The 14075-nt window shown below is 65.3% G+C and carries 14 protein-coding genes; 13 read left to right on the top strand and 1 reads right to left on the bottom strand.

Features of this window, described 5'->3' with window-relative positions:
* Positions 1-144: 144 nt before the first annotated feature.
* From GU920_RS02265 to GU920_RS02325, 13 genes are all read left to right on the top strand, one after another.
* The gene (locus tag GU920_RS02265; protein WP_161765353.1) at positions 145-930 is read left to right on the top strand and encodes a 23S rRNA (adenine(2030)-N(6))-methyltransferase RlmJ; all 786 of its coding nucleotides are present in this window, start codon (positions 145-147) and stop codon (positions 928-930) included.
* Complete coding sequence (locus GU920_RS02270) at positions 923-1852, top strand: PhzF family phenazine biosynthesis protein (RefSeq protein WP_161765354.1); 930 nt, start codon at positions 923-925, stop codon at positions 1850-1852. The genes GU920_RS02265 and GU920_RS02270 overlap by 8 nt, the downstream gene beginning before the upstream one ends.
* A 48-nt stretch (positions 1853-1900) precedes the next feature.
* Positions 1901-2338 carry a tellurite resistance TerB family protein gene (locus GU920_RS02275; RefSeq protein ID WP_161765355.1) on the top strand — a complete coding sequence of 146 codons (438 nt, stop codon included), beginning with the start codon at positions 1901-1903 and terminating at the stop codon, positions 2336-2338.
* A gap of 145 nt (positions 2339-2483) precedes the next feature.
* Positions 2484-3254, top strand: coding sequence for a phosphate/phosphite/phosphonate ABC transporter substrate-binding protein (locus GU920_RS02280; RefSeq protein ID WP_161765356.1), 771 nt, complete (start codon positions 2484-2486; stop codon positions 3252-3254).
* 104 nt (positions 3255-3358) lie between these two features.
* On the top strand, positions 3359-4138 hold the full coding sequence (locus GU920_RS02285; RefSeq protein WP_161765357.1) for an ABC transporter ATP-binding protein: 780 nt from the start codon (positions 3359-3361) through the stop codon (positions 4136-4138).
* Positions 4139-4182: 44 nt separating this feature from the next.
* A complete protein-coding gene (locus GU920_RS02290; RefSeq protein WP_161765358.1) occupies positions 4183-4914 on the top strand; it encodes a transporter substrate-binding domain-containing protein in 732 nt (243 codons plus the stop codon).
* A gap of 39 nt (positions 4915-4953) precedes the next feature.
* Entirely contained in the window at positions 4954-5838 is an 885-nt protein-coding gene (locus GU920_RS02295) for an ABC transporter permease (RefSeq protein WP_161765359.1), read from the top strand.
* Between the two features lie 2 nt (positions 5839-5840).
* Entirely contained in the window at positions 5841-6668 is an 828-nt protein-coding gene (locus GU920_RS02300) for an ABC transporter permease (protein WP_161766485.1), read from the top strand.
* A 143-nt stretch (positions 6669-6811) separates the two neighbouring features.
* Positions 6812-8149 (top strand): glutamine synthetase family protein, encoded by a 1338-nt coding sequence (locus GU920_RS02305; protein ID WP_161766486.1) that lies wholly within the window; start codon positions 6812-6814, stop codon positions 8147-8149.
* Between the two features lie 144 nt (positions 8150-8293).
* Entirely contained in the window at positions 8294-8974 is a 681-nt protein-coding gene (locus GU920_RS02310; RefSeq protein ID WP_161765360.1) for a type 1 glutamine amidotransferase, read from the top strand.
* A gap of 40 nt (positions 8975-9014) precedes the next feature.
* The gene (locus tag GU920_RS02315; RefSeq protein WP_161765361.1) at positions 9015-10370 is read left to right on the top strand and encodes a glutamine synthetase family protein; all 1356 of its coding nucleotides are present in this window, start codon (positions 9015-9017) and stop codon (positions 10368-10370) included.
* Positions 10371-10375: 5 nt separating this feature from the next.
* Complete coding sequence (locus tag GU920_RS02320) at positions 10376-11677, top strand: NAD(P)/FAD-dependent oxidoreductase (RefSeq protein WP_235933123.1); 1302 nt, start codon at positions 10376-10378, stop codon at positions 11675-11677.
* A gap of 126 nt (positions 11678-11803) precedes the next feature.
* Positions 11804-12991 carry a DegT/DnrJ/EryC1/StrS family aminotransferase gene (locus GU920_RS02325; protein ID WP_161765363.1) on the top strand — a complete coding sequence of 396 codons (1188 nt, stop codon included), beginning with the start codon at positions 11804-11806 and terminating at the stop codon, positions 12989-12991.
* A 117-nt stretch (positions 12992-13108) separates the two neighbouring features.
* Here the strand turns inward: GU920_RS02325 and GU920_RS02330 are convergent, their stop codons facing one another.
* A complete protein-coding gene (locus GU920_RS02330; protein ID WP_161765364.1) occupies positions 13109-14056 on the bottom strand; it encodes a LysR family transcriptional regulator in 948 nt (315 codons plus the stop codon).
* Positions 14057-14075 lie beyond the last annotated feature (19 nt).

Genomic DNA, 14075 nt, shown 5'->3' on the forward strand with positions numbered 1-14075 from the left:
TCGCGTCGTTTTCTGCACGCAGAAAACTCTGTCGGTCGGGTGGGATCCGGAATTTGCGTCAAGTTCCGTTGCGTTTTCTGTGTCAGAGAACGCCTTCCCAACGGCGGCGTTGCACAAGGGCGGGGTTCCGGGTTAGGCGGGGGGATGCTTTCCTATCAGCACAGCTATCACGCGGGGAATCTGGCCGATGTGCAGAAGCACGTGCTTCTGGCCTGGATGCTGGACTACCTGACGCAGAAGGACAAACCGCTGTCCTATGTCGAAACCCATTCGGGGCGCGGCCTTTACGATCTGGCGGGGCCAGAGGCGGAAAAGACCGGCGAGGCCGCGCAGGGCATCGCGCGGCTGGAGGCGGGGTTGCCCGCCGATCATCCCTACTGCCGGTCGCTGGCCGGGGTGCGGGCGCGCCATGGCGATCACGCCTATCCCGGGTCGCCCCTGCTGGCGGCGATGGGCCTGCGCGAAGGCGATGTGATGCATCTGGCCGAGCTTCACCCGCAGGAACATGCCGCGCTGACGGACCTGCTGGCGCCTTGGGGGGCGCATATCCAGAAGCGGGACGGGTTCGAGATGGCGCTTGCCGTCACACCGCCCACACCGCGCCGGGGGCTGATGCTGATTGATCCGTCCTATGAGGTGAAGGCGGATTACCAGACCATCCCCAAATTCATCGGGCAGGTGGCACGCAAGTGGAACGTGGGCATCATCGCGCTGTGGTATCCGATCCTGACCGATGCGCCCCATCGCCCGATGCTGGACGCGCTGATGGCCGCCCATCCCGGCGCGCTGCGGCACGAGGTGCGGTTTCCGCCCGTGCGGGCGGGCCATCGCATGGTGGGCAGCGGGTTCTGGGTGCTGAACCCGCCTTTCGGGATGGACGCGGAATCTGCGCGGCTGGATGCGCTTTTCAAGGGAGGCGCGGATGCTTGAGTTCCGGACGCTGGACGTGTTCACGACGCGGCCGTTCACGGGCAACCCGCTGGCGGTTGTGTTGGGGGCGGACGGCCTGACCACCGCGCAGATGCAGACCATCGCGCGGGAGTTCAACCTTTCGGAAACCATCTTCGTGATGGCCCCGCGCGATGCGGCCCACAGGGCGCGGGTGCGCATCTTCTTTCCCACGGCCGAAATTCCCTTTGCCGGACATCCGACCATCGGGTGCGCCTGCCTGTTGGCGGCGATGGATGCGGGCGCTGGGGATGCAGGGGCGGGAGACGCAGGGGCGGGGGATTTCGAGCGGCATCTGGTGCTGGAAGAGGAGGCCGGGCTGGTGCCGGTCACCGCCTGGCGCAGGGCGGGGGTGATGGAGGCGGAGTTCACCGCGCCGGTCATTCCGCATGCGGCGGAGGGTGCGGTGGCGGGGGACCTGCTGGCGCCCGCGCTGGGGCTGGCGCCGGGCGAGATCGGCTTTGGCGCGCATGGGCCGGGGGTCTGGCAGGGGGGACCGCGGTTCCTTTATGTGCCTGTCGCATCGCGGGCGGCACTGGCGCGGGCGCGACCGATCCAGCCGCATTGGGATGCGGTCATGGCGGCGGGAGGCGTGGACAGCGCCTATCTCTATACCCCCGGGGCGGGGTGCGATTATCAGGCGCGGATGTTTTCGCCCACCGCCGGGATCCCCGAGGACCCCGCCACGGGGTCTGCCACGGCGATCCTTGCGGCGCAGCTTCTGGTCAGCGGCGCGTTGGGCGAAGGCACGACGCGGCTGCATCTGCGCCAGGGGGTGGAGATGGGACGGCCGTCTGACCTGTTCCTGTCGGTCGATGCGGGCGGCGGGGTCATTTCGGCAGTGCGCATCCGTGGCGCGGCGGTGCCCCTGTCCGAGGGGCGGATCGCGGTGCCGGAGGCGTGACAGGCGGGCGGCTTGCCGACCGGCGCCATCCTGCCTATCCTCACCAGTATGTTGCAAGCGATCCTGCGCGCGCTGAGCGCCCCCGAACCCGCCCGTCTGCCTGAACCCGATGCCCGGCTTGCGCTGGCGGCCTTGCTGGTGCGGGTGGCAAAGACCGATGGCCTGTACTCCGCCGAAGAGGTGGAGCGGATCGACAGGGTGTTGATGTCGCATCACGGGATCGGACCTTTCGAGGTGAGCAAGCTGCGCGCCCAAGCGGAAGAATTCGAAACGCTGGCCCCCGATACGGTGCGCTTCACGCGCGCGCTGAAGGCGGCGACGGCGCTGGAGGATCGCGCCGCGCTGATGCAGGCGCTGTGGGCGGTGGCGCTGGCCGACGGGGTGCGGGACGCCGAGGAAGACCGCCTGCTGCGGATGGTGGCGTCGCTTTTGGGGCTGACGGATGTGGAGAACGGTCTGGCGCGGCAGCGGGCTGAGCGGGGCTGATCTGGCGAAGCTGATCGGGCGTTGATGCCGGGGGGGCGCGCGCCTGCGGCTTGACGGGCGCGGGCGGGGATGGTTTGGCAACGGCAACAGTCGTTTGCAGCATGGCGGATCCGCGATGACAGCTTTTTCCCCTTCTGGTGCGGCCATGCCCCTTGCCTCGTTGCCGATGTATGACCGGCCGGAGTTGCACGGGGCGACGGATCGCTATTGGGCGCTGATCCGGGAGGGGCTGGTCGCGCGGGGGATCGCCGCGCCGGCAGCGCTGTTGCGGAGTGACGCCCCCCTGATGACGCACTGGGAAAGCGCGGGGCTGATCCTGTCGCAGACCTGCGGGTTTCCCTATCGGGCGCGGCTGCATGGGCGGGTGCAACTGGTGGGAACGCCGGACTTCGGGAATGAGGGCTGCGCGCCGGGGTATTACCGTTCGGTTCTGATCGCGCGGGCGGATGATCCGCGCGGGGATTTCGCGGATTTCGACGGGGCGGCGCTGGCCTATAATGACGGGCTGTCGCAATCGGGCTGGGCGGCCGCGATCAATCAGGCGGCCGCACAGGGCATCCGGCTGCGTCCGGGGCCGGAGACGGGGGCGCATCGCGCCTCGATCCGGGCGGTGGCGGAGGGGCGGGCAGATCTGGCGGCGATCGACGCGCTGACCTGGGCCTTGGTGTCGGAATTCGAGGATGTGTCGGGCCTGCGCGTGATCGGGGCGACCGATCCCACCCCTGCCCTGCCCTATATCACGGCGCCCGGTCAGGATGCCGATGCCATTTTTGACGCCGTGGCCGGGGCCATCGCGGCGCTTGCCCCGGAGGATCGGGCGGCGCTGCGGCTGCGCGGGATCGTGCGGATCCCGGCTTCGGCCTATCTCGCTGTGCCTATCCCGCCCGCACCTGCGCAGATCGGGCAGGAAAACTGATCGAAACGGTGGCGACCCTGCGGAAAGCGCCCCGAAAGGCCGTTGCATTGCCCCGAATGATACGCATTACTCGCTGACCAACGCCCACCAGCACACCGAGCGCCGTGACCGCACCCAGCCCAGATACGCCCGTCATCCGCATCCGCAACCTGCACAAGAGCTATGGTCCGCTCGAAGTGCTGAAGGGGGTGGATCTGACCGCGCCGCGCGGGCATGTCGTATCGCTGATCGGGTCTTCGGGATCGGGGAAGTCCACGCTTTTGCGCTGCTGCAACATGCTGGAGGAAAGCCAGGACGGCGAGATCGAGTTCGAGGGCGAGGCCGTGCGCTGGAAGGGCACGGGCCATAACCGCCACCCCGCCGACAAGGCGCAGGTGATGCGGATGCGGACGAACCTTTCCATGGTGTTCCAGCAGTTCAACCTGTGGTCCCACATGACCATCCTGCAGAACGTGATGGAGGCGCCGGTGACGGTGTTGCATCGCGATCCGAAAGAGGTGGAGGAAAAGGCGCGCGCCTATCTGGCCAAGGTGGGGATCGTGGAGAAATGCGACGCATGGCCTGCGCAATTGTCGGGCGGGCAGCAGCAGCGCGCGGCGATTGCGCGCGCGCTGTGCATGGAGCCGCGCGCCCTGTTGTTCGATGAGCCGACCTCGGCGCTGGACCCGGAGCTGGAGCAGGAAGTGGTGAAGGTCATCAAGGCGCTGGCCGATGAGGGGCGCACGATGATCCTTGTCACGCATGACATGAAGCTTGCGGCGGATGTGTCCGATCACGTCATCTTTCTGCACAAGGGAAAGATCGAGGAAGAAGGCCCGCCGGACCGGCTGTTCGGAAACCCGCAGACCGAACGGCTGCGCGGATTCCTGTCTGCCACCGCCTGAGGCGGCACGAAAAAGATCAAACCATCCAACCAAGGGAGCTACGGATGAAGAAGATGATGCTTGCCACCGCGCTGATGGCGCTGACTGCGGGCGGCGCGCTGGCGCAGGACGTGGTGCGGATCGGCACCGAGGGCGCGTACGAGCCCTATAACTATATTGATCAGGCCACCGGCGAACTGACCGGCTATGAGATCGAGCTGGGCAACGAGCTGTGCAAGCGCGCCGGTCTGACCTGCGAATTCGTGCAGAATGCGTGGGATTCGATCATCCCCAACCTGCAGTCGGGCAACTACGACCTGATCATGGCGGGCATGTCGATCACGGATGAGCGTGACGAGGTGATCGACTTCACGCAGAACTACATCCCCCCGGCATCGTCGGCCTATCTGGCGCTGACGGCGGATGTGGCCGTGGGTGAAGGCGCGGTGGTTGCGGCGCAGACCGGCACCATTCAGGCGGGCTATGTGGCGGAGTCGGGCGCGACGCTGCTGGAATTCGCGACGCCGGATGAAACCGTGGCCGCCGTGCGCAACGGCGAGGCGGATGCGGTGTTCGCCGACAAGGACTATCTCGCCCCGATCGCGGCGGATTCGAATGGCGAACTGGTGCTTCTGGCCAATGAGGTGCAGCTGGGCGGCGGCGTGGGCATCGGCCTGCGGGAGACCGATACCGAGCTGAAGGAAAAGCTGAACGCGGCCATCCAGTCGATGAAGGATGACGGCACGCTGAACACCATGATCACCAAGTGGTTCGGCGACGAAGCCACCCTGTTCTGATCAGGCAGGGGCGGCCCGGTCGGGCCGCCCCGTTCCCCGATGTTTGAATATTGCGCCGATCCTTCGCAACTGTCGGGCCTGACCTGGCTGAGCTGCTACCTGACCACGGGGACGCATTTCAATTTCTACTGGTCTTTCGTGACCGTCCTGATGCTTTTGGCGATCACGGCGCCCGTCGCGCTGGCCTTCGGCTTTGGCGGCGCGATGGCGGCGCGGTCGCCCTTTCTGCCGGTATCACTGCTGGGGCGCGGCTATATCGCTGCGGTGCGGGGCGTGCCGGATATCGTGTATTTCCTGTTTTTCGTGATCGCGCTGGATCAGGGGCTGGAATGGGCCAAGCATCTGTTTGTCTGCGATGATCTGGGCCAGCCTGTCTGGAACGGCACCGAGTTCCGGGTCTGTCCGGCGGCGAAGGTGCCTTTGGCGACATCCTCGGCCATCTGGCATTCTGCCTATGCCTTTGCGGTGGCGGTCTTTACCTTTGCGCTGGTCTTCGGGGCCTTTGCGGCCAATGTCCTGTATGGCGCCATGCAGGCGGTGCCGCGCGCGCAGCTGGAGACGGCGGAGGCCTATGGCATGACGCCCCGGCAGGTGTTCCGCCGGGTGCTGGTGCCGCAGATGTGGGTCTATGCGCTGCCCGGCCTGTCGAACCTGTGGCTGATCCTGATCAAGGCGACGCCCTTGCTGTTCCTGCTGGGGATACAGGATATCGTCTATTGGGCGCGCGAATTGGGCAGCGCCAAGACGAGCGGGAACAACCCCTATCCGCATGGCGATTGGCGGGTGTTCTACTTCCTTGCGCTGCTGGTCTTCTACCTTGCTTTCACGCGGGTGTCCGAGGTGGTGCTGGCGCGGCTGACGCGGCGGCTGTCGCATGGGCAGGCGACGCTGGGCGGGGAACAGTTGCGGAAGGCCGGGGCATGACGATGACCTGTCTGGAAACCATTCAGGCCTATGGCTTGCGGTCGCTGGGGATCGGCGAGCGGTTGCTGCCGCGCGAGGATTTCACGCTGTGCCAGCATTTCACCCTGATCGGATCGGGGATGATCTGGAACATCTATTTCGGCGTGCTGGCGCTCTTCTTCGGCTTTTTCCTTGCCAATGCGCTGGCGCTGGCGAAGGCCAGCCGCAGCCCTTGGCTGCGCAAGCCTGCGGAATGGTTCATCTTCGTGTTCCGCGGATCGCCCTTGTTCATCCAGTTCTTTCTGGCCTACGAAATGCTGGTGCTGCTGCCCAAGGCGGGGATCAACGTCCTTGGCATCACCATCGAGACGGCCTGGACGACGCGCGCCTGGGCGGGCGCGCTGTTTGTGCTGTTCCTGAACACGGCGGCCTATTCGGCGGAGATCTTCTATGGCGCGCTGAAATCGGTGCCCAAGGGGGATGTGGAGGCGGCCGATGCCTATGGCATCACTGGATGGGCGCGGTTCCGGCGCGTGCTGTGGCCCACCATGCTGCGGCTGGGCTGGCCCGCCTATACGAATGAGGCGATCTTTCTGTTCCACGCGACGACGCTGGTGTTCTTTTCGGGCTTTCCGGCGTTCCAGCAGAAGGGTGATGCGCTGTATTACGCGAATTTCTTTGCCGACAAGACCTTCAACCCGTTCATCCCCTATCCGATCGTGGGGTTCTACTTCATCTGCCTGACTCTGCTGTTGATCTGGGTGTTCAACCGCATCAACCGGCATCTGAACCGGCATCTGCCATCGAACATCCGTGGCAGAATCCGCTTGCGCCCGCAGGTGATCAGATAGTAGCCTAGATTTGATCAAATTCCCCGGCACAAGGCCGGGTCCGCGAAAGACGCGGCGCGGGGCATGGGGCCCGGCGGACATGGGATCGAACACAGGGGAAGGACCGGGGCCGGGCATCTGCTCCCCCGCCTGAAAAAATGATGATGAAGGATTGGCTGAGAAAGCATCCGGACGTGCGCACCATCCGTGTCGCGGCGGCGGACCTCAATGGGCAGGCGCGGGGCAAGCGTGTGCCTGCGCGATTTGCCGAGAATGTCACGAAGAACGGGACGCGGTTTCCGTTTTCGGTGCTCAACCTCGACATCTGGGGGGAGGATATCGACGACAGCCCGCTGGTGTTCGAGCAGGGCGATCAGGATGGCGTGCTGAAACCCACCGAGCGCGGCTTCATGCCGATGCCGTGGCTAGAGGCGCCGACGGCGCTGCTGCCCATCTGGATGTTCCGCGAGAACGGCCAGCCCTATGAGGGCGATCCGCGCCATGCGCTGCGCCATGTGGTGGAGAAGTTCAAGGAACGCGGCCTGACGCCCGTGGTGGCGATGGAGTTGGAGTTCTTCCTGATCGACGACAGCGGCAAGACGCTGCAGGTGCCGCCGAGCCCCCGTTCGGGCAAGCGGCGGAAGGCGGCGGAGACACTGTCGATCCGGGCGCTGGATGCCTTTGATACCTTCTTCACCGATCTTTATGACGCCTGCGAGGCAATGGACATTCCGGCCGACACAACCACGTCGGAGACGGGCCTTGGCCAGTTCGAAGTGAACCTGATGCATTGCGATGATCCGCTGCGGGCGGCGGATGACGCGTGGCTGTTCAAGATGCTGGTGAAGGGGCTGGCGCGGCGGCACGGCTTTGCGGCAAGTTTCATGGCCAAGCCCTATCCGGAGTATTCCGGATCCGGTCTGCACACGCATTTCAGCCTGCTGGATGAAGACGGGCGGAACGTGTTCGATTCGGGCGGCCCCAATGGGACGGCGACGCTGAAGTCGGCGGTGGCGGGCTGCCTGAACGCGATGCACGATTCCACGCTGATCTTTGCGCCGCATCAGAACAGCTATGAACGGCTAGTCCCGGGCAAGCATGCGCCCACATCGATCTGCTGGGGGTATGAGAACCGCACGGGCGCGATCCGCATCCCGGCGGGCAATCCCGCATCGCGCCGGATCGAACATCGCGTGGCAGGGGGCGACGTGAACCCCTATCTGATGCTGGCCGCGATCCTTGGTGCGGCGCTGGACGGGATCACGCAGGCGATGGAGCCGCCGCCGCCGATCACCGGCAATGCCTATGCGATGGAGAACCTGCCGCAGATCCCGGCGACGTGGGAGGGCGCAATCGAAGCACTGGAGAAAAGCGCGATCGTGCCGCGTTTCATCCATCCGGAACTGATACGCAACCTGATCCAGACCAAGCGGCAGGAGTTGCATTACATCGGCGAGTTGAGCGACAGCGAACGGGTGGAACTGTACCTCGACACGGTCTGATCCGGGCGGGGCCTGAATTTTCGTAGGAAATTCGTAGGCCCCGCACTGGAAAGGGGGCAACAATTTTCCTGCGAAAAATCAGCCCCCTTGCCGAACGCGATCCTGCGGCACTAACCTTGACCACGGCAGAACAGGCGAACCACGATGCTGATCGGCATTCTACAGACAGGCCTCGCACCCGATGCCCTTGCCCCCGATATGGGGGATTACCCCGACATGTTCGCGCGCCTGCTGGACGGGCATGGATTTACCTTTCGGACCTGGAAGGTGGTGGAGGGCGCGTTTCCCCCGTCTGTCGATGCGGCGGATGGGTGGCTGATCACGGGATCGCGGCACGGCGTATACGAGGATCACCCGTGGATCCCGCCGCTGGAGGAGTTCATCCGTGCGGCCTTTGCCGCGCGGGTGCCGGTGGTGGGCATCTGCTTTGGCCATCAGATCGTGGCGCAGGCCATGGGTGGCAAGGTGGAGCGCTATGCCGGTGGCTGGGCCGTGGGGGCGACCGACTATGATTTCGGCGGCGAGACGTTGCGCCTGAATGCCTGGCATCGCGATCAGGTGGTGGAGGCGCCCGAAGGGGCGACGGTGATCGCGTCGAATGATTTCTGCGCCAACGCGGCCCTTCTTTACGATGACCGCGCCTTGACGGTGCAGGCCCATCCCGAATTTCGCCCCGAATTCGTCGATGGGTTGATGAAGACGCGGGGCAAGGGCGTGGTGCCGGACGCGGTGATGGCCGAGGCCGCCACCCGGCTGAGCCTGCCCCTGCAGGACAAGACGATGGCGGCCCGGATTGCCGCCTTTTTCAAGAAGCCGCGCGCCTGATGGCAGGGCGTGCGGGCAACCGCAAATCATAGTGTGACCCATGTCCAAATGGACCGAGAAACTGCCCGAAGCTGCGCGTGATTTCATTGGCGGCCGCCGGGTCGACGAAGTGGAATGCATCATCGCCGATATCGCGGGCGTGGCCCGGGGCAAGGCGATGCCGGCCTCGAAATTCGCCAAGCAGGCCAGCTATTTCCTGCCCAATTCCATCTTCCTGCAGACGATCACGGGGGAATGGGCCGACAATCCGTCGGGCGCCTTCACCGAGCCCGACATGATCCTTGTGCCGGATTTCAGCACGGCGACTGCGGCGCCATGGACGGCGGATGTGACGCTGCAGGTGATCCATGACGCGCAGGATCAGGCGGGCAATCCCGTGCCCACCGCGCCGCGCAACGTGCTGAAGCGGATCGTACAGCTTTACAACGCCGAAGGCTGGCAGCCCATTGTCGCGCCCGAGATGGAATTCTTCCTGGTCGCGCGCAACATCGACCCGAACATGCCGATCATCCCGCCGATGGGCCGGTCGGGCCGCCGCGCGGCGGGCAAGCAGGCCTATTCCATGAGCGCGGTGGATGAATACGGCAGGGTGATCGACGACATCTATGATTTCGCCGAAGCGCAGGGGTTCGAGATCGACGGCATCCTGCAGGAAGGCGGCGCCGGGCAGGTGGAGATCAACCTCGCCCATGGCGACCCGGTCAAGCTGGCCGACGAGATCTTTTTCTTCAAGCGGCTGATCCGCGAGGCGGCGCTGCGGCATGACTGCTTCGCCACCTTCATGGCCAAGCCCATCGAGGGGGAACCCGGATCGGCCATGCATATCCACCATTCGGTGGTGGACATGAAGACCGGCAAGAACATCTTTTCCGACAAGAAAGGTGGCGAGACGCCGGAATTCTTGCATTTCATCGCCGGGATGCAGACCCATCTGCCGGGCGCGGTGGCGCTGCTGGCGCCTTACGTCAACAGCTATCGCCGCTATGTCCCGGATTTCGCCGCGCCCATCAATCTGGAATGGGGCCGCGACAACCGTACCACAGGCCTGCGGGTGCCGATTTCGGGGCCGGAGGCGCGGCGGCTGGAAAACCGGCTGGCGGGCATGGATTGCAACCCCTATCTCGGGATCGCGGCGAGCCTTGCCTGCGGGTATCTGGGCCTGAAGGCGGGCAAGATGCCCCGCCCGGAATGTACGCAGGACGCCTATAACATGGAGACGGACCTGCCCTACAATCTGGGCGATGCGCTGGATCTGCTGGAGGAGGATGCCGCCCTGCGCGAGGCGCTGGGGGTGGAATTCTGCAATGTCTATGACAGCGTAAAGCGCAATGAATACAAAGAGTTTCTGCAGGTCATCAGCCCGTGGGAGCGTGAGCATCTGCTGCTGAACGTCTGATGCGGCTGAATCTTCTGCATGCCAATGACCGGGCGGGGGAGTATCCCCCGTCCTTTTATGCCGCCACGCGCGCCGAGTTCGCCCCCCTGCCCCCGCTACAGGGCGAGGTGCGGGCGGATGTCTGCGTCGTGGGGGCGGGCTATACCGGGCTGTCGGCGGCGCTGCATCTGGCGCAGCGCGGGTATCGGGTGGTGGTGCTTGAGGCGCATCGCGTGGGGTTCGGTGCCTCTGGCCGCAATGGCGGGCAGGTGGGCAGCGGGCAGCGGCTGGATCAGGAGGCGCTTGAGGCGACGGTCGGGCGGGATGACGCGCGGCGCCTCTGGGCGCTGGCGGAAGAGGCCAAGGGCATGGTGCGCGACCTGATCGCCACGCATGACATGCCGGTGCGCTATCATCCCGGCATCGCCCATGCCTGCTGGACGGCGGGCGAGGCGCGCGCCGCAGAGGCCTATGCCGAAAAGCTGCACCGCGATTATGGCTATGATCAGGTGCAGTCCCTGTCGCGTGACGAGATGGCGGCGCTGATCCCGTCGGGCGTGTTTGCCGGGGGCGAGGTGGACCGGGGCGCGGGGCATGTGCACCCGCTGAACTATGCTATCGGTCTGGCGCGGGCGGCGCAGGCGGCGGGGGCGGTGATCCATGAACGGTCAGAAGTGACGCAGATCACCCATGGGGCGCGGCCTGTGGTGCAGACGGCGGCAGGCCGGGTGACATGCGATCACCTGATCCTTGCCTGCAATGGCTATATGGGCGGGCTGGAGCCGCAGGTGGCGGCGCGGGTCATGCCCATCAACAATTTCATCCTGGCGACGGAACCCTTGGGCGACCGGGCGCGCGAGGTGCTAGCCGAACCCGTGGCGGTGGCGGATACCAAGTTCGTGGTGAATTACTGGCGCCTGTCCGAGGACAACCGCCTGCTGTTCGGCGGCGGCGAAAGCTATGGCTACCGCTTCCCCGACATCGTGAAGACGGTGAAGAAGCCGATGCTGGACATCTATCCCGGGCTGCGGGATGTGCGGATCGACTATGCCTGGGGCGGGACGCTGGCCATCACCATGACACGCAACCCCTGTTTCCTGCGGGTGGCGCCGAATGTCCTGTCGGCCTCGGGCTATTCGGGGCATGGGGTGGCGCTGGCCACGCTGGCCGGGCGGTTGCTTGCGGAAACGGTGGCGGGTCAATCGGAGCGGTTCGATCTGATGGGCCGTCTGCCCACCCCGCGCTTTCCCGGCGGGGCGCTGCTGCGCTGGCCGATACTGGTGCTTGCGATGACGTGGTTCTCGCTCCGCGACAGGTTGGGGTTCTAGGCGTTTCCTTTCGGCGAAATCCTGCGGATTGCAGGGGAAAACGTCACTGTCGTGAAGTTGTCACTGGAAATGTGGTCAGCGTCTCTTTACAGAAAAAGAGAAGAAGAGTTTCAGGAAAGGTGCAGGATGGCCCCGGACGGACAGACGCTCGCCCCCAATGTCTATGATGCGGAAGCGATCCCCGAGGCGGCCCGGATCGAGATTGACCGACTGCTGCGCAGTGGCGATCTGTTCCGCTACACCGCGCCCGAAAATGCCCCTGTCGCGCTGCTGGAAGCGGAGTTCGCCGCCCTACTGGGGGCACGCTACGCGCTGGCGGTTTCGTCCTGTTCGGCGGCGCTGTTCCTGTCGCTGAAGGCGCTGGATATGCCGCGCGGGGCGAAGGTTCTGATCCCGGCCTTCACCTTTGCCGCCGTGCCGTCATCGGTGGTTCATGCCGACTGCGTGCCGGTATTGGTGGAGGTCGGCGCGAATTACCGCGTGGACATGGCGGATTTCGAGGCGAAGCTGGATGATGCGCAGGCGGTGATGATCAGCCACATGCGCGGTCACACCTCTGACATGGATGCGATCATGGCCCTGTGCGAAGCGCGCGGCATCCCGGTGATCGAGGATGCGGCCCATTCGCTGGGGACCACTTGGAACGGGCGCAACATCGGCACGATCGGCAAGGTCGGCTGCTTCAGTTTCCAGTCCTACAAGCTGGTGAACGCGGGCGAAGGCGGGATCCTTGTGACCGACGATCCCGAACTGGCAGCGCGGGCGATCATCATGTCGGGCGCCTATGAGGAAAACTGGAAAAAGCATCCGGGCCTGTCGAACAGCTGCGCGCATTGGCAGAACAAGCTGCCGCTGTACAATCTGCGCATGCAGAACCTGTCGGCCGCGGTGATCCGGCCGCAACTGCCCGAAGTGGCCCGCCGCGTGACGCAGGGGCGGGCCAATCACGATTGGGTGGCGGCGCGGCTGAACACCAGCGCATGGATGCAGGTGCCCCCGGCCCTGCCGCAGGAACAGCGGGCGCCGGATTCGATCCAGTTCAACCTGACGGGCGACTGGACGGATGACGAGGCGCGGGCCTTCCAGAAGGCTGCGAAGCGGCGCGGCATTTCGGTCCAGGTGTTCGGCCTGTCGGAGGGCAATGCCCGGGCGTTCTGGAACTGGCAGTTCCTTGGCGAGCCGCCGGAACTGCCGCAGACGCGGGCCATGCTGATGCGCGCCTGCGACGTGCGCCTGCCCGCACGGTTGACCGAGCCGGAACTGGATTACATCGCCAGTGCGATCCTTGACGCCGCGCAAGAGGTGAAGGGCTGAGGCGAAGAATTTTCGACGAAAATTCTTCGGTGCGATCTTTCGCAGAAAGATCGGAAAATCCTTCTGCGAAGGATTTTCGGGCGGGGCAATTTTTTCCAGTGGAAAAAATTGGGGGCGCTAAAGGACCTTGAGCGTGTCGCCCAACCAGGGCCATGCCTGTTGGGCAGGGGTGACCACCTGCGCCTGCAGAAGCAGGCGGAGGCGGGCCGCCACCTCGGCCGGCATGTCGCGCAGCACCCCGGCCCGCGCATGCAGCGACAGCGTGCGTCCCAGCGGTTCGAAGGGAAGCGGGCGCAAGTCCACGGCATCCCGAAAGCGCGCGGCTTGGTGCAGGGCCAGCGGGGTGAGGATCGTCCACCCTGCCCCGCCTGCGACCATGGCGAGGATCGGGGCATAACTGTCGAGTTCGAAGCGCGTGCCGATGCGGATGTTCTGCCGCGCCAGATGCGCGGCAATCTGGCGCCCCATCAGGTGGCGGCTGGTGTAGTGGATCAGCGGCAGGCCGGCCAGTTCGCCTGCGCCCTTCGGCGCGATGGCGAGAAAGGGTTCGGCCAGCAGGGGATGCACCTCGCGCCAGCCTTCGGACAGATCCTGCGTGGCGTCGGCCGCCACCACGATATCCAGCGCGCGGGTGGAAAGACGCTCCAGCAGGTGATGGCTTGCCCCGGTTTCCAAGAGGAAGCGGCAGCCTTTCAGTTCCTCGGCCAGTTCCACCAGCAAGCGGGGCGTCACTTCGGCATCCAGATCCTCGATCATGCCCAGCCGCAGCGTGGTGAGACCGGAGAGATCGGACAACGCCAGTTCCGCCCGCGCCTCGGCCTCGGCGTTCAGGATGACCTGCGCGTGGCGCAGGAACATGGTTCCTGCGGGTGTCATGGTCATGGGGCGGGCACTGCGATCCAGAAGCGTGGTGCCAAGCGCGGTTTCCAGCGACGACAGTTGCTGGCTGATGGCGGAGGGGCTGACGCCGAGGCGCCGGGCGGCGGCGCTGATCGCGCCTTCCTCGGCTGCGGCGAGAAAGACCTCGATCCCCCAGAGCGTGACGCGACCCTGGACTTCGGTCATAGGTCGCGCCCCCTGCCCG

The organism is Paragemmobacter ruber, assembly GCF_009908315.1.
In the GTDB taxonomy this organism is placed as follows: domain Bacteria; phylum Pseudomonadota; class Alphaproteobacteria; order Rhodobacterales; family Rhodobacteraceae; genus Paragemmobacter; species Paragemmobacter ruber.

What these genes read in the sequence shown, in the direction of transcription:
- GU920_RS02300 (WP_161766485.1), top strand. Translation starts at nt 5,841, where the DNA reads ATGACCTGTCTGGAAACCATTCAGGCCTATGGCTTGCGGTCGCTGGGG.
- GU920_RS02305 (WP_161766486.1), top strand. Translation starts at nt 6,812, where the DNA reads ATGAAGGATTGGCTGAGAAAGCATCCGGACGTGCGCACCATCCGTGTC.
- GU920_RS02275 (WP_161765355.1), top strand. Translation starts at nt 1,901, where the DNA reads ATGTTGCAAGCGATCCTGCGCGCGCTGAGCGCCCCCGAACCCGCCCGT.
- GU920_RS02280 (WP_161765356.1), top strand. Translation starts at nt 2,484, where the DNA reads ATGCCCCTTGCCTCGTTGCCGATGTATGACCGGCCGGAGTTGCACGGG.
- GU920_RS02290 (WP_161765358.1), top strand. Translation starts at nt 4,183, where the DNA reads ATGAAGAAGATGATGCTTGCCACCGCGCTGATGGCGCTGACTGCGGGC.
- GU920_RS02330 (WP_161765364.1), bottom strand. Translation starts at nt 14,056, where the DNA reads ATGACCGAAGTCCAGGGTCGCGTCACGCTCTGGGGGATCGAGGTCTTT.
- GU920_RS02310 (WP_161765360.1), top strand. Translation starts at nt 8,294, where the DNA reads ATGCTGATCGGCATTCTACAGACAGGCCTCGCACCCGATGCCCTTGCC.
- GU920_RS02265 (WP_161765353.1), top strand. Translation starts at nt 145, where the DNA reads ATGCTTTCCTATCAGCACAGCTATCACGCGGGGAATCTGGCCGATGTG.
- GU920_RS02295 (WP_161765359.1), top strand. Translation starts at nt 4,954, where the DNA reads ATGTTTGAATATTGCGCCGATCCTTCGCAACTGTCGGGCCTGACCTGG.
- GU920_RS02325 (WP_161765363.1), top strand. Translation starts at nt 11,804, where the DNA reads ATGGCCCCGGACGGACAGACGCTCGCCCCCAATGTCTATGATGCGGAA.
- GU920_RS02315 (WP_161765361.1), top strand. Translation starts at nt 9,015, where the DNA reads ATGTCCAAATGGACCGAGAAACTGCCCGAAGCTGCGCGTGATTTCATT.
- GU920_RS02270 (WP_161765354.1), top strand. Translation starts at nt 923, where the DNA reads ATGCTTGAGTTCCGGACGCTGGACGTGTTCACGACGCGGCCGTTCACG.